The sequence below is a fragment of the Paenibacillus sp. 4624 genome (assembly GCF_050435065.1).
Classification (GTDB): Bacteria; Bacillota; Bacilli; order Paenibacillales; family Paenibacillaceae; genus Paenibacillus; species Paenibacillus amylolyticus_D.
On the sequence record NZ_JBNDJR010000003.1, the window covers coordinates 1 to 23,649 of the forward strand.

Sequence of the window (23,649 nt, forward strand, 5' to 3'; positions counted from 1 at the left end):
GCGACCGGATCAGCTGGAGTCACTGGAGCCACGGGTGCAATAGGAGCGACTGGCGAAACTGGGGTGACAGGAGCAACAGGTACAGCCGGAGTGACGGGAGCCACCGGTGTAAGCATTACGGGCGCAACAGGAGCCACCGGTGTAACGGGAGCAACTGGTGAAACTGGTGCAACGGGCACAGCCGGAGTGACGGGAGCAACTGGTGAAACTGGTGCAACGGGCACAGCCGGAGTGACGGGAGCAACTGGTGAAACCGGTGCAACGGGCACAGCCGGGGTGACGGGAGCCACCGGTGTAAGCATTACGGGCGCAACCGGAGCTACAGGTGTAACTGGAGCCACGGGTACAGCCGGAGTGACCGGCGCCACCGGTGCAAGCATTACGGGTGCAACCGGAGCTACAGGGGCAACGGGAGCAACGGGTGAAACTGGGGTAACTGGAGTCACGGGCACAGCCGGAGTGACTGGCGCCACCGGTGCAAGCATTACGGGTGCAACCGGAGCTACAGGGGCAACGGGAGCAACGGGTGAAACTGGGGTAACTGGAGTCACGGGCACAGCCGGAGTGACTGGCGCCACCGGTGCAAGCATTACGGGAGCCACCGGTGTAAGCATTACGGGAGCCACCGGTGTAAGCATTACGGGCGCAACCGGAGCTACAGGTGTAACTGGAGCCACGGGTACAGCCGGAGTGACCGGCGCCACCGGTGCAAGCATTACGGGTGCAACCGGAGCTACAGGGGCAACGGGAGCGACGGGTGAAACCGGGGTGACTGGAGCAACGGGTATAGCCGGAGAGACAGGCGCCACCGGTGCAAGCATTACGGGTGCAACCGGAGCTACAGGGGCAACGGGAGCAACGGGCACAGCCGGAGTGACGGGAGCCACTGGTGTAAGCATTACGGGCGCAACCGGAGCTACAGGCATAAGTGTAACGGGAGCAACGGGAGATACCGGAGCGACAGGAGCCACAGGTACGTCTGTAACAGCAACTTCAGCTTTTGCTGAAAATACGAGTGGTACGATCCTTGTTCTTTTGGGTGGTACATTAATCCCACTGACAAACAATCAAAACATCGGAACAGGTATTACGGTCAATGGCTCTAGCGATACGTTTACTTTGGCTAACACAGGAAGATACTTTATTTCTTACAAAATCAGTTTAACAGCTGCAGCTCTAGTACAATCCCGGGTATTGCTCAATGGTGCATCGATTCCAGCCAGTGTTGTCTCGCCTGCGCTTTCCTTGAGTCAACTGCAAACAGAATTCATCGTCTCGGTTACTGCTGGTTCGACAATCCAACTTCAGCTTTTCGGCCTTGTGGCCACGGCTGTACTTGCACCACCAGGTGCAACATTAACGATTATTCAATTAAGTTAACTATCCTTAATCTCACAGAACGCAAAAAAGACGGGAGCATTATGTTCCCGTCTTTTTTTGTAACATTTAATGAGTCCTTCGTATTAACCGAGTACAATTTCAACAGCTGTATTCAGTTCAGGAAGAGACGTAAGTTGAACCAGCACATCTTTTGGTACTTCTTTATCAACGGTCAGGATCATGATCGCAGCACCACCAATAATTTTACGTCCAACTTGCATGGATGCGATGTTCACATCATTTTGACCAAGCAAAGTACCTACACGTCCGATGATACCCGGTTTATCGTTGTGCGAGATCAAAATTTGATGGCTTTCCGGTGCGATATCTACAGGGAATTTATCAAGACGAACAATCCGTTCGCCGTATCCTGCAAGAAGCGTACCTGCCACGCGGCGTTCTTCAGCATCTTGAGTTGTCACGAGTGTTACGGTAATTAGGTTTGTAAATCCTTTTGTCGCAGAGGTTTGGCTCACAACAACATTCAGGTCACGAATTTTGGCCAAGTGCATGGAGTTGACAATGTTGGCTTCTCCGCCCAGATGTCTTGCCAGAATGCCTTTCACAATATAACGAGTGAGCGGTGATGTATCCACTTCGGACAGGTCGCCAGCATAGTCAATACGAATCTCTTGGACTGCATTTTGAGTGATTTGTGCTGCGAAACTTCCTAGCGTTTCACCCAATTTAAAGTATGGTTGCAGTTTGTTCATAACGGTTGGTGCGACAGCTGGCATATTAACCGCATTTTTAAATGGTTCATTGCGAAGAATGTGAAGAACTTGTTCAGATACGTCAATCGCAACGTTCTCTTGAGCCTCTACCGTTGATGCGCCCAAGTGAGGTGTAACGATAATGCTTGGATGATTCAGGAATGGATGATCTGCTGCAGGTGGTTCACTTTCAAATACGTCGAATGCTGCTCCAGCAACAATTCCTTCATCAATCGCCTCTACAAGCGCCATTTCGTCAACTACACCGCCGCGTGCGCAGTTAATAATACGCATGCCTTTTTTCATGACTTCAAATTGCGGACGGGAAATCATATGACGTGTTTCTGGTGTGAGTGGAGTGTGTACAGTCATAAAGTCCGCATTACGGATAATATCATCAACACTTGCCAGCTTGACTTGCAGTTTCTCGGCACGCTCCTCTGTAAGGAACGGGTCATAGGCGAGAATGTCCATTCCGAAAGCTTTGGCACGTTTGGCTACTTCGCTGCCGATTCTTCCCATACCGAGTACACCGAGTGTTTTATTTCTTAATTCCACACCGAGGAACGTTTTACGGTCCCATGTACCCTGAATCGTTTTAGCATACGCTTGAGGAATGTGTCGTGCCAGTGCCATCATCATGGCAAAAGTGTGCTCACAAGTCGTAATGGTATTACCGTCAGGTGCATTAATAACAATGATACCGCGTTGTGTAGCAGGTTCCAGTTCAATATTATCTACGCCAACTCCTGCGCGTCCAATCACTTTAAGATTGGTTCCAGCTGTCATAATACGTTCAGTAACACGAGTCTGGCTACGAACGAGCAGAGCATCATAATCCCCGATAATGGCAACAAGCTCATCTTCACTAAGTCCGGTTTTCTTCTCGACAACGACATCACTTGCATCCACCAGTTGCTGAATTCCCAGATCACTGATTGGATCCGACACTAACACTTTGTACATGGTTTCTTCCTCCTTAGGTTTGTATATCTATAATCGTCAAGGGTTGTTCTCCGGCAGGAGACGTTCCTTAAAACCAAAGTGATTCTTCCCTCCAACAACGCGGTGTCGTAGCAGAGGGGCAGGGTAAACTTACAGGGTGATTCCACAGGATTCTTTTATCAAAAACAATCAAAAAAACTCTCAATCCGCATACTGCTTGCGCAATAAGGGACGAGAGTTGTCGTGGTACCACCCTAATTCACCGCCGTTTCGCAACGACAGTCTTAGCGGTCAATGAAGACCGAAGAGGATAACGGGTCTAAACCGATTGCACCTACTCCAATTTCAATGCAATAACTCAGGAGCGCTCAAGATCATCTGCTCGCCACCGATTCTCACCAACCATCGGCTCTCTGAAAGACAAAGCAACGTCTTTTTTCCATCATCGTGTTTGACGTAACTAATTTTTTCATAATGTATCATGGCTTACATGAGCATGTCAATAGGCTTAAATGTTTTAATTCTTAACGTTGCAGGCTGTGATTTCCGGACCTTAAGAGAGTATCTTCTGTCTATTTAGAATAAATTTTAATGAGATTTAAATGTTTAAACATACTGTTTCGTGAAAGGAATTTCACTGCATTAATGAAGTAACGTTTTGAGGTAATCAACCGGGACTTGGGACAGGTCTTGAACCGGATTGGTTTTTTGGCTATCATTTAGTATACTATCGGATTGGTCAATGAAATTGTTATCAAATAACTCAAGAGGACAGACGCATGCAATGAAAAAAAAGAAATTTCCGAAGTTTAAAATTCAGAAGGCAGATCCGCAGCAATTAACTGAACGTTTACTCTTAATCAACCTGTACTTTACACAAGGGCTTACTTTGATTGTAGGGATCGTATGGATTTTGCTGCAGAAAAGGGATCTATTTGAAGTCCTGGCCTTACCTGATCATCTTCAGTTTTTATGGTGGGGTCTTGGTCTCGCTGCTATTATGCTTGTCATGGACTTGGTTCTTTCCTATGTCATACCTCAGGAAAGTATGGATGATGGGGGTATTAACGAACTGTTGTTTCGCGGGCGTCCAATCTGGCATATTGTATGTATAGCAGCCTTGGTGGCTGTATGTGAGGAGTTGCTGTTCCGCGGCGCAATTCAACACGCAATTGGTCCGTATTGGACAAGTATTTTATTTGCTGTTATTCATATTCGTTATCTTCGTCACTGGATTCCTACAGGATGGGTGTTTGTGTCAAGTTATGGATTGGGCTTTATTTATTTGCAGTCGGGCACATTATGGGCACCGATTCTGTGTCATTTTATTATTGACCTAGTATCCGGATTAGCGATACGTTTTCGGAGGGGATCATGAGTCAGCCATTAAGCAGGATGAAAACATATGGCAGCCAACGTCAGCGTCACTCGGACAATAAAGAGAAAACCGGGCGGAACTCGACTTCACAGACAAGTTTCGTTGCTGAAACGGCGGTTGCTGCCGAAACAGTGGGAGTACCACCAATTACTTCAATTTCGTTGCCGAGATCACAACGTGGGTCGAGTGCATCCGCACTGGAGAGTCCGGTATTACCGCAACGAGCACCTAGTCGCTCCAAGAAAACGGCAAACCAGAAGGAAAGTTCAGTTTCCGAAGCGAGCTCTTTGCCCACTCGAACTGAGCTACACCCTTCACGCCGTTTGAGATTAAGCAAAAGATTTGTCAATTCACTGATTTTTATTTTTATTATGTTAACCGTTGGTTTGGTGTGGTGGGGAATTAAGGGAGCCCCTCCTTTAAACACATTCCTCCCATTACCGTGGTAACGCTAGTTAGTTTAGCCTTTCTCATGTTGGTGGTAGTGGTATGGCTTCTCTTTCATATGTGGAGAGAAGCTCATACAACTGTGATTACAAAGGATGAAGTGGAACTTGCCTATCTGCCAGCCTCGTTCGACGGAGCCACAATTATTTTTTTATCAGACACTCACTCAAGATTGTTGAAAACAAAAGAAGTTGAGCAGTTGAAGGGTAGAGCCGATTGGGTCCTCATCGGGGGCGATATAGCTGAAGAGGGAATATCCTGGTCGATTGTCAGACAAAATATGAAGCTTTTATCAAGGTTGGCTCCTTCCTATGCTGTATATGGAAATCATGACAAAAAAGCAGACGGGGCTCATTTATCGAGACTTCTGGATGATTCGAGTGTGCAGCTCCTTCAAGATCAGGCTGTATATTTGCAAAAAGGAACGGAACATGTCCGGTTGGTCGGATTAGATTATCGTTCAAAACAGGCAACGAAATTGTTGCACGATACGAAGGATAATTGCTCCACAATCGTATTGGTTCACGATCCTTTGGAAGTATTACGGTTAGACCTAGATGTAGATCTGGTACTGAGTGGCCATACCCATGGAGGACAAATCGTTTTTCCTGTATTAGGGCCAGTATTGCTGAGTAAGGCTTATCGGGCTGTAAAAAGCGGCTGGTTTTCATTAAAACGTAGCGATGAAGATACCCGTTCAGGAAAGTTGCTTGTAAGCCGGGGGTTTGGTACAAACCACCTTCCCCTCAGGTTAGGTTGTCCCGCAGAGATACATCTCATCACTTTACGTGTTCCTATAACAAACAGCCCTGATCAATAAGATCGGGGCTGTTTGTCGACCATTACATATTTCTCGCAATGCAGCAGCCTTAGGAATGGGAGTTATTAACGGGATTGTAACTCGATCGCACGCGGATCAACAAAGGAATAACCTTTCTTCTCAAGCGATGTTAATAACTCGTCCAGAGCATCGACCGTCCAGGGTAATTCATGCATCAGAATATTACTTCCAGGGTGAAGCTGATCTAGGACATTCTGGATCACTTTTTCTGGTCTGTTTTTAGTGCTCTTATCCCAATCGAGTGATCCGTTTGACCATGTCATATACAACATTCCCTCTTCTTTGACGGCATCTTTCAGTGCATCATTACCTGAGCCAAAAGGGGGCCTGAAAAACTGAGGTTTTTCACCGATGATGTCTTTCACAATCTGTTGAACGTCAGTGACCTGTTTCTTGGCTTTTGAACTTGACATTTTCTGCAAATCTTCATGATCCCAAGCGTGGTTACCGATGATCTGCTCTCGATCATGAATCATTTTCAACAACTTCGGTTGACGTTTGACGCGGTTTCCATTAACAAAGAATATGGCTTTTGCATGATGTTTATCCAGTGTATCTATAAGTGAGGTAATCATGTCTTTGTCTTTTGGCCCATCGTCAAAGGTTAACAAGACCACTTTAGCAGGCGAAGACTCATCATTGGGTTGAATAACATAACTGGAATTCATATGATATTTCTTCTTAATAGACACTTCGCTTGAATTTGTGTCCTTGGATGGGATTTCTGGCTTATTGCCAGTTTTATTTGTGTTTGTTTCAGGATGAATTACTGAATCTGTCTCCGTATTTTCAATCTGGGGTCCGGTACTCGGGCTTGCTTCATCTTTGCTCTTAACAAAAATGACAGCATTATCTTCTTTCATGTCCTCGGGATCAGGAGCAGATTGATTCTGTGCACTGCATGCTGATAGCAACATGCTGGTGAACAGTAACAGCGAGGTGGCGTGTTTCAACATTTTCTCAGCTCACTTTCCTGTATTTATGCGGAATGAGATTGTCTTTTACAGCAAACACTACTTTTGATTTTAACACTTAAAGGAGGTTGGTGTAATGAAGGCGTCATCCTTTTTCTGGGGTATAGTCGTTGGTGTTGCAGCCAGTTCTTGGTTAGCTAAAGGCAGAATGCCCATGTTGTCTTCAGGATCATCTCGAAACATGGTGGATCAGGCCAAACATAAAATGATGGAAATGACTTTCCCAGGCATGGACAGCTTCAGCAACAAACCGGATCATCATGGTGAACCGCACAAGGCGGCATCAAAAACCAGCAGAGTGATCTCACCAAAAGAAAAAGAAGAAAACATGAATATGCTTAAAGATTTTATTCGGACCAACCCGGATGTTAAACATGAGGTAGAGCAAATTTTAAGTCAAACAAATACAACAGTACCGGGTTTGTAACCCACAGCATCCAGTAAGAATCATCCACAGTCTTGATTTGATGTGGATTGATTCTTTTTTTTGTTGATTTTACTGCGTGCATTTATAGGTATAAAATGATAACATAACTACATAGATTTATTTTCAGCACATATTGTTTTGTGCTTCATAATCTGTTATAAGACTTGCTTATAAAGGGGAGATCCTGTATGAAAATAGAACGACTAAGTCATGATAAGATACGGATTTTCCTGACCTTTGACGATCTGAGCGAGCGCGGAATACAAAAAGAAGATATGTGGCAGGAATTACCGAAGGTACATGAACTGTTCACTGAAATGATGGACCAGGCTTATTCTGAACTTGGCTTTGATGCTACAGGTCCGCTGGCTGTTGAAGTATTCGCACTTCCCGCTCAAGGGATGGTTGTCATCGTTACTCGTGGAAAATATGATCCGCAACAATATGGTTCAGGTCATGAAGATGATCTTCCTGAAGAAGTATATGAAATGGAAGTTACACTGGAGCAAAGTGACTCCATCGTATACGCTTTTAAGGATTTTGAGGTGCTGATTGAAGCTGCCCATATGTTACGTCAACATGTTACGGATGCGGGGAAACTGTATTCTTATAAAGATAAATGGTTCTTACATTTTGAACCGGATGATGTGGACACCACCAAACACGCCGCATTAATTGCTTTGCTGGCTGAATTTGGAGAAGGTTCTTCGGTCACTCCGGCTGTTATGGAAGAGTATGGAAAGGTCGTTATTCCTGAACAAGCGATTGATGTCATCTGCACACACTTCAAACGTCAGGATTAAACATCGTTATCATCGCGTCACTATTCAGGGGAGGGAATTTCGGTGCTTTTGTTTTCGCTTCTAGCTGCAGCAGTTGCTCCGGGTCTCGCCTTGTTAACATACTTTTATCTTAAAGACCGGTATGATTATGAACCACTTCACATGATTCTGAGAGTATTTCTCATGGGTATTCTGATCGTTCTGCCCGTGATGATTGTTCAGCGAGGCATGATGCTGTGGCTTGGAGATAGTCCCCTGCTCGAATCCATCTTAATCTCGGGCGGGGTTGAGGAGTTTGCCAAATGGTTTGTGATCTACCACATTATCTATAATCACACCGAATTTGACGAGCCGTATGACGGGATTTTATATTCCGTTGCTGTATCGTTGGGCTTCGCTACAGTGGAAAATGTGCTGTACGCATTTGCAGGCAATGCCTCCGTGTCAGGTATGTTCCTAAGGGCCCTTCTGCCCGTATCGGGTCATGCAATGTTTGCCGTTATTATGGGATATTACATGGGCAAGGCCAAATTCATTGATGATACGAAGAAGAAACGATGGTATCTCAGTCTGTCTCTGATTCTGCCATTTTTCTGGCATGCATTGTACGATGTTATCATGAATATGATGGTGAATCATTGGTTGTGGTTCATCGCGCCTCTGATGGCGGGTCTGTGGTATGGAGCAATAGGCAAGATTACACGGGCTAACAACCGTTCTCCGTTTCGTTTCGTGAAACGAGAGGGATGAGATTAAATTATTAAAAATACGGACACACTGGTGGACATAAAGCGTTTAAAGCGCAGACCCCGGTGTGTCTTTTTGTGTTCTAGAAAACAGGGGTACGACGATATGAAACGGGGATATCAAATGACAAGAATCAAAATAAAAATTAGATGCAAGCAATGTGGCGAACGTTTTACGTTAAGAGGCAAGAAAGAACGGGGGCGTATTGATACGGGGTTTAAACAATGCCTTTGCGATAACAAGGATCAATTTGACATTGAGGAAGAGGGCATGGCTACGAACTATATATTGCACTAATCGGACTTTATGCTCCATTAAAATGATCTCTTGAAGCCTCACAAAAAAAGACTGAGGTACATCCGTTAAAGGCAAATTTCGTTCCAGCTGGAAATCGCATGCATAAGAGGACTTTCTTCGATCCACAATAAAGGCAGTGGTCAAGGCGTGTCTTGAAATCCACTGAAGTGCATCTTTTACCACCTTTTCGCCCCTGCTGCGTCACTTTCCCTTGACGTGCCCCGGCACGCCTGCGGTAAACTTCCTGGCTTGGAGAAAATTCGGCAAAATCTGCTTCCTTCAATGTTTTCAGACACACCCTAGAAGAAAGGAGAATCTACCGTGTATAAACGATTAAGTTCAGTCATGTTTCCGATATTTGCAGTTCTCCTGATCGGCGCGCTTGTGTGGGGTTATCAGGAGAACCAGGAGAAGAATGCGATACTGATCAAGGCAGAAAATCAATATCAGCGTGCATTTCACGACCTCTCATTCCATATGGACAAATTACATTCGGAGATTGGTAACACGCTTGCTGTACATTCAAGCTCACAGGGTATGCATCGCAAAGGGTTGATGAATGTGTGGAGGCTTACTAGCGAAGCTCAGAATGAAATTAATCAACTGCCGCTAGGCATGCTTCCCTTCAATGAGACGGAGGAGTTCCTCTCACGTATCTCAAAATTTGCGTATCAGGCATCCATGCGTGACCTGACAAATGAGCCGCTCAGTAAGAAGGAAATGGGTAATCTAAAGACACTGTATCAAAATTCTTCAGAGATTAAAAATAGTCTGAAGGAAGTGCAACAGAAAGTGTTAGCTGATCGTTTGCGCTGGATGGACGCTGAGACCGTTATGGCAACTCAGGAGCAGACAAATGATAATTCCATCGTGGACGGCTTCCGGACCGTAAATAAAAAGGTAAAAGACTACCCCGAACTGGATTGGGGCCCTTCCGTTTCCAATATGTTCACCAAACGCTCTGTGAAGAAGCTTAGTGGAATGCCTGTTTCCAAAGAGCAAATTCAGGAGAAGGCCGCCCAATTCTCAAATGTGGAAAGTGGTAAGATTCAGGTTCAGGAGAACGGTAAAGGGACGGACTGGGAATCATATACCGCCACCACCCAGCATGCCAGAAACGGGAAGTTGATGATGGACTTTACGCGCAATGGCGGAAAGCTTATCTCGTACAGCGACACCAGGACAGTGGGAGCAAAAAAAGTGTCGCGTCAAGAGGCTATGGAACAAGCGGATCAGTTCCTAGTCAATAAAGGATATAAGGATATGAAAGCTGTCAACTACGATGAATTCGGTAATTTGGCGAACATCACGTATGTGCACAAGCAAGGAGATACATTAATTTATCCAGAAAAGATGTCTGTACGTGTAGGTCTGGATACGGGGGAAGTTACCGGCTTTCAGGCAAGCGACTATGTGTATGAGCATAACGACAAACGTCAGATCCCAAAAGCAAAACTGACGGCTGAGCAGGCACGTAAAAAATTGAATTCAGATTTCAAAGAAAATTATGTGCGCAAATCGTTGATTGAGAATGACTACAGCAAAGAAGTGCTCTGTTATGAATTCGGGGGACGGATCAACGGTTCGCGTTACCGGATCTACATTAATGCCAATACAGGAATGGAAGAAGCGGTTGAGGAGATTAAGCCGGTGAATGCAACTTCCTAGAATCGTATTAGCAGAATGCGTATTGTCGAAAGTAATGATGCGAAAGCAGACCATAGCAATGGTCTGTTTTTTCTTGTTCCATGTGAGAAAGGTCATGGTATAATAGTCCTTGCAAATACAAAGATAAATACATAAGTGGCGGTGAACCGATTGTTTCCTAAAATAAACGAAGTGTTATATATCCAGATCGCATCGGCTGACGAAAAAGAGGAACATAAAGAATATAAATCGCGTATCGCAGATACCGATGATGACAGTTTTTTAATTGAAGTTCCGATGCAACAGGGGAACAGTCGTTTGAAAAGACTCTTTTTCGGAGAAGAATTGTCCATATCGTATATGAACGAGAGTGGAGTCCGCCATTATTTTAATACTTACGTGACAGGGTTTGAGGAAGATGTCGTTCGTCTGGTTCGCATTCGAAAACCGCTTCCTGATGAGATTTCCAAAATTCAGCGCCGTAGCTTTCTTCGCGTTCACGCCAGTCTTGAATTGGCGGTTCAATGTGATGACCTTACAAGGGCAGTCGTGCTGACTGAGGACATCGGAGGCGGAGGATTATCTATATACATCGAGCCTGATGTCAAAGTGCAGGAAGAACAAAAGCTGAAATGCTGGCTATTGGTTCCTTATCGCAATGGGTCAATTGACCATGTTCAATTCGAAGCCGAGGTAGTGCGCATTAAAAAGCTGGAATCGGGCCGTGAGCTCGGTATGCTGAAATTTTCACAGATTACGGATTCAGAACGTCAGAAGGTCATCAAATTTTGCTTTGAGCGGCAACTGGATTATCGGATGAAATAGACGTGTACAGGCATAAACCTGTTCAGTGCTGGGCAACGTAAGGCAAAAACGGAGAATGTTGCTATGAAGAAACGATCGGATGCGCGCAACGTTGAACACATTTATTGTAGGATATCAAAACGCTTGGAACGAAGTGCGCTGCTGTTCATTGGCGTTCTCCTGATCCTCGTTATCCTTTGCCAGTTGTTACTGCTTATCCCTGATTTGAAGAAAATAATGACAACGATTGACCGGCTGGAAGGTACCCCGATTCATATGCAGCGTAACAGCAAAGACCGGATTGGCTGATTTGTCTGTTTTTGCATCCATGTGTAGAGTGTGGTATAATTTTCACGATGCAGGCAATGCCTGTTTTTTTATTGAGGTTTATCGTTTGAGGAGGAATGCCCCGTTGGCTAGCCAGAACACATCAGAAGACGGGAAGATGAACGTTGCAATTGACGGACCTGCTGGTGCCGGAAAAAGCACGGTGGCCCGCTTGGTTGCAGAGGAACTCGGATACATTTATGTCGATACAGGCGCAATGTACCGTGCAGTATCCTTGCATATGATTCGGAAAGATATATCTCCGGAAGATATGACTCAGGTACTTCAAGAAGCTCAAGATTTGGTTATTGATTTACAACCGGATCGGGGTGGACAGAAAGTGTTCTGTAATGGCGAGGATGTTACCTCGGAAATCCGCTCCCGTGAAGTAACGGGAATCGTGTCTCGATATGCGCAAATCGAGGGGCTGCGTACACAATTAGTGGATACTCAGCGGCAAATGGCTTTGCGCAAGGGCGTCGTCATGGATGGGCGCGATATCGGAACCACTGTATTGCCCGATGCGGAAGTGAAAATTTTTATGACTGCCAGTGTGCAGGAGCGCGCACTTCGCCGCTTCAAAGAACTGGAACCATCCGATGGGCTGACGTTGGAGCAACTGGAGCGAGACATTGCCACCCGTGATAAACTGGATGAGAACCGGGAAGTTTCCCCGCTTCGTTGTGCAGAGGACGCGATTGTCCTGGATACAACGAAGATGAATATCCATGAAGTGGTTGACAAAATCGTATCTTATTGCACAATGGTCAGAGGAGAGAGCGGTTTATGATTTACACCTTTTGCAAGACTGTACTGCGGATCATGTATACCATTCTTTTTCGCCTGGAGGCAGTTGGACGGGAAAATATCCCGGAAGACGGCGGTGTACTTTTATGCTCCAATCATATCAGTAACTTTGATCCGCCAACCGTTGGCATCAAAATTCGCCGTCAAGTGAGATTTATGGCTAAAAGCGAACTGTTTGATGTTCCGGTATTTGGCCGAATCATTAAAGCTGTCGGTGCCTTCCCCGTAAAGCGAGGAGGCGTCAGCAAAGAATCCATCAAAACCTCACTCAATATTTTGCGTGGTGGTGAAGTGCTTGGCATTTTCCCGTCGGGAAGCCGTCACAATGATGGTGGAATTGGTAAAAAAGGAGCAGCGAGTTTTGCTCTCCGCAGCGGTGCTACTGTAATCCCTACTGCTATTATCGGCAACTACAAGCTTTTTCATAAGATGAAAGTGGTATATGGCGCACCGGTCAATTTGGACGAGTTCAAGGAAGACACTTCCGGAGATGCTTTGGAAAGAGCTACCGAGAAAATCATGTCCAAAATTAACGAAATGGTGAAAACAGGCGAGCCTAGTAAATAAGGCAGGTCTACTGTGAGTGCATGTTTCCATATTTTTGAGGAATGCTATGTGAAGCGCATTTGCATGAAAGTGTTTTGAACTCTGCCAAGGCAGGTTTGAATATAATGGGGTTTTTGAATTGAGGAGGGTATTTGACATGTCGGAAGAAATGAAAAATCAAGAAGCAACCCAAGATGAGTTGGATCAATTCGTTTCCTTGAAAAAAGGAGATACTGTAAAAGGAACCATCGTCAAATTGGAAGATAACCAAGCTTATGTAAGCATTGGATATAAATATGACGGTGTTATTCCAATTCGTGAACTGTCTTCGCTTCACGTAGACAGCGCGTCTGAAGCAGTAGAAGTTGGACAAGAAGTTGAAGCTAAAGTTCTTAGCATCGACGACGAGAAAGAAAAACTCGTTCTGTCCAAACGTGCGATCGACAGTGAGAACGCTTGGGAGCAACTGCAAAAGCACTTTGAAGACCAAGACGTGTTCGAAGTTGTTGTAGGTGATGTGGTTAAAGGCGGTTTGGTTGCAGACGTGGGCGTTCGTGGATTTATCCCGGCTTCCATGGTTGAGCGTCATTTCGTTGAAGACTTTAGCGACTACAAAGGCCGCACACTGCGCGTTAAAGTGAAAGAGATCGATCGTGAGAACAACAAAGTGATCCTTTCCCAAAAAGACGTTCTGGAGCAAGAATTCGAAGCAAACAAAGCTCAAGTAATGGCTGGTTTGCAAGAAGGTCAAGTCATTGAAGGTACAGTTCAACGTTTGACTCAATTCGGTGCTTTCGTTGATGTAGGCGGAGTTGACGGTTTGGTACACGTATCCGAGCTGGCTTGGACTCACGTTGACAAACCATCCGATGTATTGTCCGAAGGGGACAAAGTAAATGTTAAAGTGCTGAAAGTTGATCCTGAAAAAGGTAAAATCAGCCTGAGCATGAAAGCTGTTCAACCAGGTCCTTGGGAAACAGCTGGCGACAAATTCAACACAAGTGATATCGTAACAGGTGTTGTAAAACGTCTGGTTGATTTCGGTGCATTTGTTGAAATCGCTCCTGGTGTTGAGGGTCTTGTGCATATTTCACAAATCTCCCACAAACACATTGGCACTCCACATGAAGTGCTGAAAGAAGGTCAAGAAGTTCAAGTGAAAATCTTGGACATGAACCCTGCTGAACAACGTGTAAGCTTGAGCATCAAAGAAACAGAAGAAGCTCCTGCTCAACCACAAAAATCAGAGCGTCCAGCAAGAAACAACGCTCCACGTGAAGAAATCAACAATCCGAACGTTTCCTTGAACAATCAAGGGATGAGCACTACGCTCGGCGAACTGTTTGGTGACAAACTCAGCAAATTCAAATAAGTTATAAATGCATGGTTCTTAGTTATATACTGCATATTTTGCTGAACAATAAAAGCAAGATCGGCGAGCCCCAGCGGGTTCGCCGATTGTTGTTATTGGAAGAATAACGTTTCAATTCGTTACGAAACGTTAGCCAAGCCATAGCTTTTTTGCTATGATGAGTAACGTAAGTATGGACAGGAGGAGTGGAATGTATGGCAAGACCAGTTGTGGCAATTGTCGGCCGACCAAACGTGGGTAAATCCACCATTTTCAATCGGATTATCGGCGACAGACTGGCCATTGTGGAAGATAAGCCGGGCATTACCCGTGACCGAATTTACGGAATCGGTGAATGGAACGGAAAAGCATTCAGTATTATTGATACAGGTGGTATCGAAATTGACGGCGAGGACGTCATTATGAAATCCATTCGCATGCAGGCGGAGCTTGCGATTGAAGAAGCAGATGTTATTGTGTTTATGTGTGATGCCAAGGCAGGCATTACGCAATCCGACGAAGAAGTTGCTGAGATGCTTTATCGCTCAGGCAAACCGATCGTTGTAGCTGTAAACAAAGTGGATAACATTGGGCGTAGTGAGCTGATTTATGAGTTTTATGGCTTCGGTTTTGGTGATCCGATCGGGGTATCCGGCAGTCACGGTACGGGAATTGGTGACTTGCTTGATGCGATTGTGGAGAAATTGCCTGAACTTGAGGAAGAGACATACGATGAGGATGTAATTCGTGTAGCTCTGATCGGCCGACCTAATGTGGGTAAATCTTCACTTGTGAACGCTATCCTCGGTGAGGAACGTGTTATCGTCAGTGACGTAGCCGGTACAACTCGTGATGCAATTGACACTCCTTTTGAAAAAGACGGGCAACGTTACGTGCTGATTGATACGGCGGGTATGCGGAAGCGCGGTAAAGTATATGAAACGACGGAGAAATACAGCGTAATGCGTGCGATGCGTGCCATTGAGCGTGCCGACGTTGTTCTGATTGTTATTAACGGTCAAGAAGGCATTATTGAACAGGACAAGCACATTGCCGGTTATGCGTATGAAGCGGGTAAAGCTTCCTTGTTCGTGGTAAACAAATGGGATGTTGTGGAGAAAACGGACAAAACAATGAAGGAATTTGAAACGAAAATTCGGGATCATTTCCTCTTTATGACCTATGCTCCGGTTGTCTTTTTGTCGGCACTGACAAAACAACGCTTACAAAAATTGCTGCCAGTGGTACAGCGTGTAGCAGAACAGCATTCTTTGCGTGTTCAGACACATCTGCTTAATGATGTGGTATCGGATGCTGTAGCAATTAATCCACCGCCAACGGATAAAGGGCGGAGAATGAGAATTAACTATGTGACTCAGGTTGCGGTCAAACCGCCGACTATGGTTATTTTTGTCAACGACCCAGAATTGATGCACTTCTCGTATGAGCGTTACCTGGAGAATAAAATCCGTGCAGCGTTTGATTTCGAAGGTACACCAATTCGCATATTTACTCGGAGGAAGTCCGACGAAGGTTAGGGGAGAAGTTTGTGATTTTATCCATCGCAGCTATTGTACTGAGCTACCTGCTTGGTTCGATCAGTTTTAGTGTTCTTCTTGCAAAAGCAATACGGGGGATTGATATACGTCAACACGGGAGCGGTAATGCCGGGGCAACGAATACGCTGCGTATTCTGGGTAAAGGGCCGGCTGTTGCAGTTCTGTTACTGGATGTAATCAAAGGTATTGCTGCGGTATGGATTGGCATATGGTTAAGTGACGGGTCTCCATGGATTGCTGCATTCAGTGGTATTGCTGCCATTGCAGGTCATAATTGGCCACTTTATTTCAATTTTCGCGGAGGCAAAGGGATTGCTACTGCGATTGGAGTATTGGTAAGCTTGGCTTTCCTGCCTGCGCTTTATGCCGGGATCATCGCCATTCTGTCCATCGTTCTGACACGTTATGTTTCACTGGGTTCTTTAATTTTTGTAGCACTGACTCCTGTTTTCATCTTGATCCTGCCTGGGTATTCAATGAGTATCTTCTGGGGCAGTCTGATTATTTGTCTGTTTGCATTCTGGAGACATCGTACGAACATTGCGAAGCTCGCCAAAGGACAGGAAAATAAATTGGGATCAAAGAACCCTGGAGGGGGGAAACGCGTTGTCTAAAAAAGTTGCCGTACTGGTTGCAGGCAGTTGGGGAACTGCCTTGGCCAGTGTACTCGCCGCAAACGAACTGGATGTGGTGATGTGGACACGTAGTGAAGAACAGGCGGCGGAGATCAATACACAGCACACGAATGCACGTTATCTTCCGGGTGCAGAGCTGTCTTCTCGCATTCGCGCAACCAGTGATATGGAAGCTGCGGTTGCAGGTGCGGCGGCTGTGTTAATTGTGGCGCCTTCGTCTGCGATGCGTGCGGTTACACATCAGTTTAAACCTTTCTATACACCCGATATGCTGATTATTCATGCAACGAAGGGCTTTGAGACGGAAAGTCTGAAACGGATGTCTACGGTGATCTCCGAAGAGCTTGAATGTGAAGAAGGGCACATCGTAGTATTGTCTGGTCCAAGTCATGCTGAAGAAGTGGTGAAGCGCTGTCCAACCACCGTGGTTGTGGCTTCATTGGATAAATCATCTGCGGAGGCTGTTCAGGGATTGTTTATGAATGCCTATTTTCGTGTGTACACAAACCGGGATATGCTTGGAGTTGAACTAGCGGGGGCTTTCAAAAATATTATCGCGCTCGGGGCAGGTATGTCTGATGGTCTGCAGTTTGGAGATAATGCCAAGGCAGCGTTGTTAACCCGTGGACTTGCCGAGATTACTCGAATCGGTGTTGAGATGGGAGCTAATCCATTAACGTTTTCTGGACTCGCGGGAATCGGCGATCTGGTTGTAACAGCTACAAGTCAGCACAGTCGGAACTGGAGAGCGGGATCTATGCTGGGACAGGGACAGAAGCTGGATGATGTGCTTCAATCCATGGGCATGGTAGTCGAAGGCATTCGAACTACCAAGGCAGCCTATTTTATATCCCAGAAGTATGGTGTTCAGATGCCAATTGCGGATCAATTGTATCATGTTTTATTTCAGAATCGGCAGCCGCGTGATGCCGTTGAAGCATTGATGGGGCGTGATCCGAAAACGGAGATGGAAGTGATGAAGCTGGAAACTTGGGAGCAATGGCATTCCTGAGTTAATAGTTTAAATATCGTTATTGGCCTAGTTTAAAATGATGCTGCGTAATCACCTTTTCCCAGGCACACTCATACTATACACATGAGTATTGCCGGAGGAGGGGAGACGAATGGGTAACAACATTTCGAAAGAAGCGCTGAAAGCCATCAACAAAAAGACAGGCAAAACGATCACTGAAGGAGCTGTCAAAAAGCTGGCAAGCACTGTGAAACCAACGACGATGCAGAATGAGGCTCAGTTGCGCCAGTTGATTAAACAAGTATCCGCCATGGCGAAAATACCGGTATCTGAGGATACAGTTCAGGATATTGTGAGTGCAGTCAAGAAAAGCGGGCTGAATCCAAGCAGTATGGAATCGTTAATGAAGATGATGATGAAAAAATAATAGATCGTGCCTACTTGTGTAGGGATGAAGCATAACGAAAGTGAGCCAGCGGAAGCTGGCTTGCTTTTTTGTCTTTTTATAGGAAAAATACGTTCGATTTCATGTTATAATGATTGCAATTGTCACAATTACGTGATGAATATCGGATTGAAGGGGAGACTGCTGGTTTATGAGCGCAATGGACAAGATGTGGCTATCATTAGTTGCTATCCTCATTATGGGATTATCTGTATTTTTGATTACATTTGCTCGTGCCAAAACAAAAGGATTCGTGCGGGGTATTCTTTCGATCATAGCATTTTTAATTATGCTCATCGGATTTTTTGGTGGAATCGCTTCTCTGACTTAAATTTTAGCATAGGAGAGAGAACATCCGCATAAGCGCATCATAAGAACGGACACAATGAAAAGACGGATGGGAGGATTGTGTAGCTATGGAACCGCATGAGACGGAAGATTGGACTGCGCGATATCCGGAATTACACAAGGCTTTACTGGATACGGCAAAAGCCTGGGATCGTCAGCCTTATACCTGGTTACTAGGAGGCAGTTGCGGCTTATTACTTCAAGGGGTGGAGTTGCAACAAGCACCTAGAGATATTGATGTGTATGCTGATATTGCTGACGCCAAAAAGCTGCATATCTGTGCTCCGGGGAACAAAATTGACGAGCCTGCAATAGACAAAACGGGGCCTTATGCCTCCCTGCTGAGTCATTACCAAGTGGGTGCATGTTCACTGGAACTGGTAGGCGGCTTTGAAGTATGGGCGCGTGAAAGTTGGTATCGTATCCAGATTGAGCGTGTGCTAGCTCTGTATGCTTCCGAGACTCAGGTGGATGTATACCGGTTGCGACTAATGCCGCTTGCGCATGAATTGCTTTTTAATCTGCTTCGCGGACGTGAAGATCGCTATGTACCCATTGCAACGCGAATTCGTCAAGAACCTGAGACTCACCGACCTGCAATGATTGCATTAAGTCAACATAATATATGGTCCTCTCGTTTCAGATCAGAAGTGGAAGAGCTGGTTGGGTTTTCTTGGTCGGATCAAGCTGGGGAGGAACAATGATGCAAGAGATGATTACATTTTTACCGATGAATAAATCCATCAAAGTTCAGCCTGGCACCACTCTTTTACAAGCTGCGCGTCGGGCTGGTGTTCGAATATCAACCCGGTGCGATGGCAAAGCTGCATGTCTGATGTGCAAAGTTAAAGTGGCGCTGGAGGAGAGGCATGCACTGCTTCCACCTACGGATGCGGAGAGGCGGAAGCTCGGACTCATGCTTGAGGAAGGAACAAGACTCTCGTGTCAGGCGAAAGTATGCGGACAACTGACCGTGCAGGTTCCGGAAGACCCACTGAAAGCCGCCATAAGGAAACAGCTTGAGCGTCAGCAACAAGATGATGATTAGTTTGCATAATAGCAGGAAGAGAAATAGAGTTTCAAGTCATACTTTGTATGTTTAAGGAGGGTGCGAATGAATAAAAAGAAGAATAAAACCGCGGAAGGAAGACATCCCTTGGGTTTGTTACGGCAGGTGAAGTGTCTGTCTTTGATTCTTCTGCTTATGCTTACAATGAGTGGTTGCTTGTATCCTTCTCAGAGTAATTCTGATCCCAAAACAGCTTATCGCGAAAGTGTAAACCGTATTCAGAGTGCTATTGAAGCGTTTCAAAAGGATGAGGGGATATTGCCGATTCTGAACGCCGACGCGGATACGCCGAAGTATGAAAAGTTTAGAGTAGACCTCCCAAAATTGAGGCAGCTTGGTTATCTTGATGATATACCGGTAACGGCCTTTGAGAGTGGTGGTAGCGCTTACTTTTTGATACAAAATGAGGAAGTGAAACCGACAGTGAAAGTGATGGATCTCCAGACGGTGCAGAAGGTCAATGATGTGCAACGCATGGTGAATCAGTACAAATCTGTACATAATCAACAACTGCCTGCGGGGGAAGATCTGTATCCTGGCTTTCATGCGGTGGACATGAACTTGGCGGCACAGGCAGGATCACCTTCAATTACGCTGAAAAGTGTATATTCAGGTCAGGAACTGCCTTTTATGATGGATGAACAGGGTACGGTGTATGTGGACTATGCTTTTGATATTATGCAGGCATTGGAAAAAACAGATGGTTCATCCGACGATGAGGATGCTGGCTCTGATGACCCGGATTTACGTAATCATTTGCTTGCGCATTCCTATTTCGTACCTGTGAAATCTGTTCCATATACGCTGGAGAATAATGTACCTGTCGCACAGATCGTTCAAAAACAAGGTAAGTAAGTAAAGAGCAGCTGTAATAAAAAGTAAATGTACTAAAGTAAATGTGCAATTCAAGGCTTCACAGAATCCCGAAAGAGATATACCGCGTTCCGTGGCATGTCTCTTTTTTTGTGAAAAGAATAGGGTTCAAGATGTGAGAGGTGTCATAAACAGAGAGGGGTTCTCATAAAGTAGATTGAAATAAAGACGCGCAGTCCGGGATCGGAGGATGCTCTTCATGTCACCATCATGAGATAAAAAAACAAAAAAATACGTCATATTGCCGCATACGGGTACATAAGATGATACTAGTCCAATTGCATGTACGAGTTAACGCCGCTCTCGCCGGTTTCATCAGAATGCAACGTTCGGCGGCGGACGACTTCCGGGCACTCACAAAGGCGGCTCTACCGTTGCAGGGATTTCAGTCTTCTGATTGAAAAAACGAAGCGGATGCTCTTTAGCATTTTTCCTTCGGAGTAATTTAAGGAGGGGATTTCATTGGAGAAAGTGGACATTTTTAAGGACATAGCTGAGCGGACCGGAGGGGATATTTATCTCGGGGTTGTCGGCGCAGTCCGGACGGGGAAATCAACATTTATTAAACGATTCATGGAAACGATCGTACTGCCGAACATTGCAAGTGAGGCCGATCGTGCCCGTGCAGTGGATGAACTTCCACAAAGTGCAGCAGGCAAAACAATCATGACAACCGAACCTAAATTTGTGCCCAATAATGCAGTCCAGATCAAAGTGGCTGAAGGGCTGGATGTCAATGTACGTTTGGTGGATTGTGTGGGGTACGCGGTGGAAGGCGCAAAGGGATATGAGGATGAAAATGGTCCGCGTATGATCTCCACACCTTGGTTCGAAGAGCCGATTCCATTCCAGGAAGCAGCCGAGATTGGTACCCGAAAAGTCATACAGGAGCACTCCACACTTGGTGTGGTGGTCACAACAGACGGAACGATTGCGGAGATCGCTCGCAGTTCCTATGTGGAATCAGAAGAGCGAGTGATTGCTGAGCTGAAAGAAGTGGGTAAACCGTTCGTTCTGGTCATCAACTCTACCCGGCCTCGCAGTGAAGAAGCGTTGCAACTTCGTAGCGAGCTGGCTGCCAAGTACGATATTCCAGTCATGACGCTAAGTGCTGCGACGATGACGGAAGATGATGTCACTGGTGTACTCCGTGAAGTATTATATGAGTTCCCTGTGCATGAAGTGAATGTGAACCTCCCGAGCTGGGTTATGGTGCTGAATGACACACACTGGCTTCGTAACAACTATGAGAATTCGGTACGGGATACGGTAAAAGACATTCGCAGATTGCGCGACGTGGATCGGGTCGTGTCACAATTCATGGAATATGAATTTATCGACCGTGCCGGCCTCAGTGGTATGAATATGGGGCAAGGTGTAGCAGAGATAGATCTCTACGCACCGGATGAGTTATATGACCAGATTCTCGTGGAAGTTGTTGGCATTGAAATCAGGGGCAAGGATCATCTGTTGCAACTGATGCAGGAGTTCTCCCATGCGAAAAGAGAATATGACCGCTTCGCTGAGGCGCTGGAAATGGTCAAAACAACAGGTTATGGCATTGCTGCTCCTTCACTTGCTGAGATGGCGCTGGACGAACCGGAACTGATCCGTCAGGGTACGAAATTTGGCGTTCGCCTGAAAGCGACGGCACCGTCCATCCACATGATCCGTGTTGATGTGGAGTCGGAGTTTGCCCCGATTATCGGTACGGAGAAACAGAGCGAGGAACTGGTGAGATATCTGATGCAAGACTTTGAGAACGATCCGATCAAGGTATGGGATTCAGATATGTTTGGACGCTCTTTACACTCCATTGTGCGTGAAGGCATTCAGGGTAAAATCGCGATGATGCCGGATAATGCAAGATATAAACTGCAAGAGACACTGGGTAGAATTATTAACGAAGGCTCAGGCGGATTGATCGCCATCATACTTTAATTATTCAAAAGACCGTGGGGCTGGATCTCATGGTCTTTTTCTTTGCCTTTATTTCTTGAATATGGATGAAATGGATGTCTGAATCATATATTTTCGAAAAATGTAGCAAGTTTCAGCTTTAAATCACTAAAACATATTTACATACTGGGGATTAGCCGTTATATTAATAAACAACTATTGTGATTGAAGTCATAGCGAGTGAAACAGGGGGAGAACGAGATGAAGAAAACAAGTTTTAAATGGGTTGGGTTAAGCGTTTTACTGATATTCACACTGGCGTTGTCAGCTTGCGGAATTAAAAAAGAACCAGCCGCCTCTCCTGCATCAGGATCAGCGGGTGAAACACCGAAGACGGAAGCCGTTACAGGACCTTTAAGCGGTAAACGGGTTGCGCTAATTATGGAATTTAATACAGGGACATTTTCACAGCAGTATGTACAAGGAGTAAAAGAGGAAATTGCCAAATTTGGCGGTGAACTCACCACCTTTGTTGCAGATAATGATAAAGCAAAAATGGTATCGTTGCTCGACAGTGCAATTAACCAGAAATTTGATGTCATTTTGACAGACCACGGTGATTCGCTCCTCGAACCAGGGGTGAAAAAAGCGGTTGAGCAAAAGATTCCTGTAGTTGTATTTGATGCAGCGATCAGTGTTCCGGGTGCTACGGTGTTGTCACAAGATGACCAGAAGATGGCTGAACTAACACTGGAACAGATGAAAAAAGATATCAATGGTAAAGGTAACATCGTGAAAGTCTGGGTGGCTGGTTTTGCTCCAATGGAACGTCGCCAGATTGCCTACGGAGCATTCCTGAAGGATAATCCAGAAATCAAGGAAATTGCGACATTTGGTTCTGCTCAGAACCCGGCGCTGGATACGCAAGCCAAAATGGAGGCCATTCTGAAACAATATCCAAAAGGTGAAATTACAGCGGTTTGGGCCGCGTGGGACGAGTTTGCAAAAGGTGCGGCGCGTGCCATTCAGCAAGCTGGGCGTGATGAGATTAAGGTGTATGGAATTGACATGAGTGACGAGGATCTGCAGATGATCCAGGACCCGAAAAATCCTTGGGTTGCTTCCGCGGCTGTAGATCCAACGGACATTGGGCGTGTACAAGTTCGATATGCATACCAGAAGTTGCATGGGGACCAAACCGAAGATGCGGTTGTTCTTAATCCGGTGTACGTACAACGTGAGGCTCTACCTGATAAACAAATCTCCACATCTGAGCTGTCTGAGTACGTAAAAGGCTGGGGAGGCAGTACTCAAGGGATTAAGGACTGGATGAGCGAGTACGGGATTACTGCGAAGTAAGCAGCGTTAGAAGCGCGCCGCGAGGCGCGCTTTTTTCAGGCGATGACAGGCAATACAGCTGATTGGAGGCAACATC

Annotated in this window: 25 protein-coding genes and 1 other annotated feature; of the genes, 23 read left to right on the top strand and 2 right to left on the bottom strand. The window is 45.7% G+C overall.

Annotation, left to right across the window (positions count from 1 at the left end; genetic code table 11):
- On the top strand, positions 1-1,380 hold a 1,380-nt coding region (locus ABIE27_RS07680), incomplete at its 5' end, for a BclA C-terminal domain-containing protein (RefSeq protein ID WP_429350264.1).
- Between the two features lie 83 nt (positions 1,381-1,463).
- Here the strand turns inward: ABIE27_RS07680 and serA are convergent.
- Positions 1,464-3,059 (bottom strand): phosphoglycerate dehydrogenase, encoded by a 1,596-nt coding sequence (gene serA / locus ABIE27_RS07685; RefSeq protein ID WP_090917287.1) that lies wholly within the window; start codon positions 3,057-3,059, stop codon positions 1,464-1,466.
- A gap of 203 nt (positions 3,060-3,262) precedes the next feature.
- Positions 3,263-3,493 (bottom strand) — a binding site (T-box leader).
- A 329-nt stretch (positions 3,494-3,822) separates the two neighbouring features.
- On the opposite strand from serA, the gene ABIE27_RS07690 reads away from it, so the two are divergent.
- The 3 genes from ABIE27_RS07690 (at position 3,823) to ABIE27_RS07700 (ending at position 5,683) form a co-directional block, all read left to right on the top strand.
- Positions 3,823-4,416: a CPBP family intramembrane glutamic endopeptidase gene (locus tag ABIE27_RS07690; protein WP_123065991.1), complete on the top strand. Its 594-nt coding sequence runs from the start codon at positions 3,823-3,825 to the stop codon at positions 4,414-4,416.
- The gene (locus ABIE27_RS07695) at positions 4,413-4,865 is read left to right on the top strand and encodes a hypothetical protein (RefSeq protein ID WP_151458103.1); all 453 of its coding nucleotides are present in this window, start codon (positions 4,413-4,415) and stop codon (positions 4,863-4,865) included. Before ABIE27_RS07690 ends, ABIE27_RS07695 begins: the two co-directional genes overlap by 4 nt.
- Before the next feature lie 80 nt (positions 4,866-4,945).
- Positions 4,946-5,683: a metallophosphoesterase gene (locus tag ABIE27_RS07700; protein ID WP_429350265.1), complete on the top strand. Its 738-nt coding sequence runs from the start codon at positions 4,946-4,948 to the stop codon at positions 5,681-5,683.
- Between the two features lie 65 nt (positions 5,684-5,748).
- Here ABIE27_RS07700 and ABIE27_RS07705 read toward each other — a convergent pair whose 3' ends face one another.
- The gene (locus ABIE27_RS07705) at positions 5,749-6,567 is read right to left on the bottom strand and encodes a polysaccharide deacetylase family protein (RefSeq protein ID WP_429350266.1); all 819 of its coding nucleotides are present in this window, start codon (positions 6,565-6,567) and stop codon (positions 5,749-5,751) included.
- 187 nt (positions 6,568-6,754) lie between these two features.
- Here ABIE27_RS07705 and ABIE27_RS07710 point away from each other — a divergent pair, with 187 nt between their 5' ends.
- The 19 genes from ABIE27_RS07710 to ABIE27_RS07800 all read left to right on the top strand — a co-directional run bounded on the left by ABIE27_RS07710 (position 6,755) and on the right by ABIE27_RS07800 (position 23,573).
- On the top strand, positions 6,755-7,105 hold the full coding sequence (locus ABIE27_RS07710) for a hypothetical protein (RefSeq protein ID WP_429350267.1): 351 nt from the start codon (positions 6,755-6,757) through the stop codon (positions 7,103-7,105).
- 188 nt (positions 7,106-7,293) lie between these two features.
- Positions 7,294-7,908 carry a genetic competence negative regulator gene (locus ABIE27_RS07715; RefSeq protein ID WP_123065996.1) on the top strand — a complete coding sequence of 205 codons (615 nt, stop codon included), beginning with the start codon at positions 7,294-7,296 and terminating at the stop codon, positions 7,906-7,908.
- Between the two features lie 42 nt (positions 7,909-7,950).
- Positions 7,951-8,637 carry a glutamic-type intramembrane protease PrsW gene (gene prsW / locus ABIE27_RS07720; RefSeq protein WP_123065997.1) on the top strand — a complete coding sequence of 229 codons (687 nt, stop codon included), beginning with the start codon at positions 7,951-7,953 and terminating at the stop codon, positions 8,635-8,637.
- 615 nt (positions 8,638-9,252) lie between these two features.
- On the top strand, positions 9,253-10,599 hold the full coding sequence (gene ypeB, locus ABIE27_RS07725) for a germination protein YpeB (RefSeq protein WP_429350268.1): 1,347 nt from the start codon (positions 9,253-9,255) through the stop codon (positions 10,597-10,599).
- Positions 10,600-10,749: 150 nt separating this feature from the next.
- Positions 10,750-11,403, top strand: a complete 654-nt coding sequence (locus ABIE27_RS07730; protein ID WP_123066135.1) for a flagellar brake protein — start codon at positions 10,750-10,752, stop codon at positions 11,401-11,403.
- Between the two features lie 63 nt (positions 11,404-11,466).
- Entirely contained in the window at positions 11,467-11,691 is a 225-nt protein-coding gene (locus tag ABIE27_RS07735; protein ID WP_123066000.1) for a hypothetical protein, read from the top strand.
- Positions 11,692-11,794: 103 nt separating this feature from the next.
- Complete coding sequence (cmk, locus tag ABIE27_RS07740; protein ID WP_123066001.1) at positions 11,795-12,499, top strand: (d)CMP kinase; 705 nt, start codon at positions 11,795-11,797, stop codon at positions 12,497-12,499.
- Positions 12,496-13,083: a lysophospholipid acyltransferase family protein gene (locus ABIE27_RS07745; protein ID WP_123066002.1), complete on the top strand. Its 588-nt coding sequence runs from the start codon at positions 12,496-12,498 to the stop codon at positions 13,081-13,083. Before cmk ends, ABIE27_RS07745 begins: the two co-directional genes overlap by 4 nt.
- A 136-nt stretch (positions 13,084-13,219) precedes the next feature.
- A complete protein-coding gene (gene rpsA, locus ABIE27_RS07750; RefSeq protein ID WP_123066003.1) occupies positions 13,220-14,434 on the top strand; it encodes a 30S ribosomal protein S1 in 1,215 nt (404 codons plus the stop codon).
- Between the two features lie 194 nt (positions 14,435-14,628).
- Positions 14,629-15,951, top strand: coding sequence for a ribosome biogenesis GTPase Der (gene der, locus ABIE27_RS07755; protein WP_090917256.1), 1,323 nt, complete (start codon positions 14,629-14,631; stop codon positions 15,949-15,951).
- Positions 15,952-15,962: 11 nt separating this feature from the next.
- The gene (plsY, locus tag ABIE27_RS07760) at positions 15,963-16,586 is read left to right on the top strand and encodes a glycerol-3-phosphate 1-O-acyltransferase PlsY (RefSeq protein WP_123066004.1); all 624 of its coding nucleotides are present in this window, start codon (positions 15,963-15,965) and stop codon (positions 16,584-16,586) included.
- Entirely contained in the window at positions 16,579-17,619 is a 1,041-nt protein-coding gene (locus ABIE27_RS07765) for an NAD(P)H-dependent glycerol-3-phosphate dehydrogenase (protein ID WP_123066005.1), read from the top strand. The genes plsY and ABIE27_RS07765 overlap by 8 nt, the downstream gene beginning before the upstream one ends.
- 112 nt (positions 17,620-17,731) lie before the next feature.
- Positions 17,732-18,007, top strand: coding sequence for a stage VI sporulation protein F (locus ABIE27_RS07770; protein WP_123066006.1), 276 nt, complete (start codon positions 17,732-17,734; stop codon positions 18,005-18,007).
- Positions 18,008-18,176: 169 nt separating this feature from the next.
- The gene (locus ABIE27_RS07775) at positions 18,177-18,356 is read left to right on the top strand and encodes a DUF2768 family protein (protein WP_090917248.1); all 180 of its coding nucleotides are present in this window, start codon (positions 18,177-18,179) and stop codon (positions 18,354-18,356) included.
- 85 nt (positions 18,357-18,441) lie between these two features.
- Positions 18,442-19,077, top strand: a complete 636-nt coding sequence (locus tag ABIE27_RS07780; protein ID WP_123066007.1) for a hypothetical protein — start codon at positions 18,442-18,444, stop codon at positions 19,075-19,077.
- Positions 19,077-19,421 (top strand): 2Fe-2S iron-sulfur cluster-binding protein, encoded by a 345-nt coding sequence (locus tag ABIE27_RS07785; RefSeq protein WP_429350269.1) that lies wholly within the window; start codon positions 19,077-19,079, stop codon positions 19,419-19,421. The genes ABIE27_RS07780 and ABIE27_RS07785 overlap by 1 nt, the downstream gene beginning before the upstream one ends.
- A 66-nt stretch (positions 19,422-19,487) precedes the next feature.
- Positions 19,488-20,297: a hypothetical protein gene (locus ABIE27_RS07790; protein ID WP_240037067.1), complete on the top strand. Its 810-nt coding sequence runs from the start codon at positions 19,488-19,490 to the stop codon at positions 20,295-20,297.
- A 480-nt stretch (positions 20,298-20,777) separates the two neighbouring features.
- Positions 20,778-22,256: a stage IV sporulation protein A gene (gene spoIVA / locus ABIE27_RS07795; protein ID WP_090917242.1), complete on the top strand. Its 1,479-nt coding sequence runs from the start codon at positions 20,778-20,780 to the stop codon at positions 22,254-22,256.
- A gap of 219 nt (positions 22,257-22,475) precedes the next feature.
- Positions 22,476-23,573 (top strand): sugar ABC transporter substrate-binding protein, encoded by a 1,098-nt coding sequence (locus tag ABIE27_RS07800; protein WP_123066009.1) that lies wholly within the window; start codon positions 22,476-22,478, stop codon positions 23,571-23,573.
- The last annotated feature ends 76 nt before the right edge of the window (positions 23,574-23,649 follow it).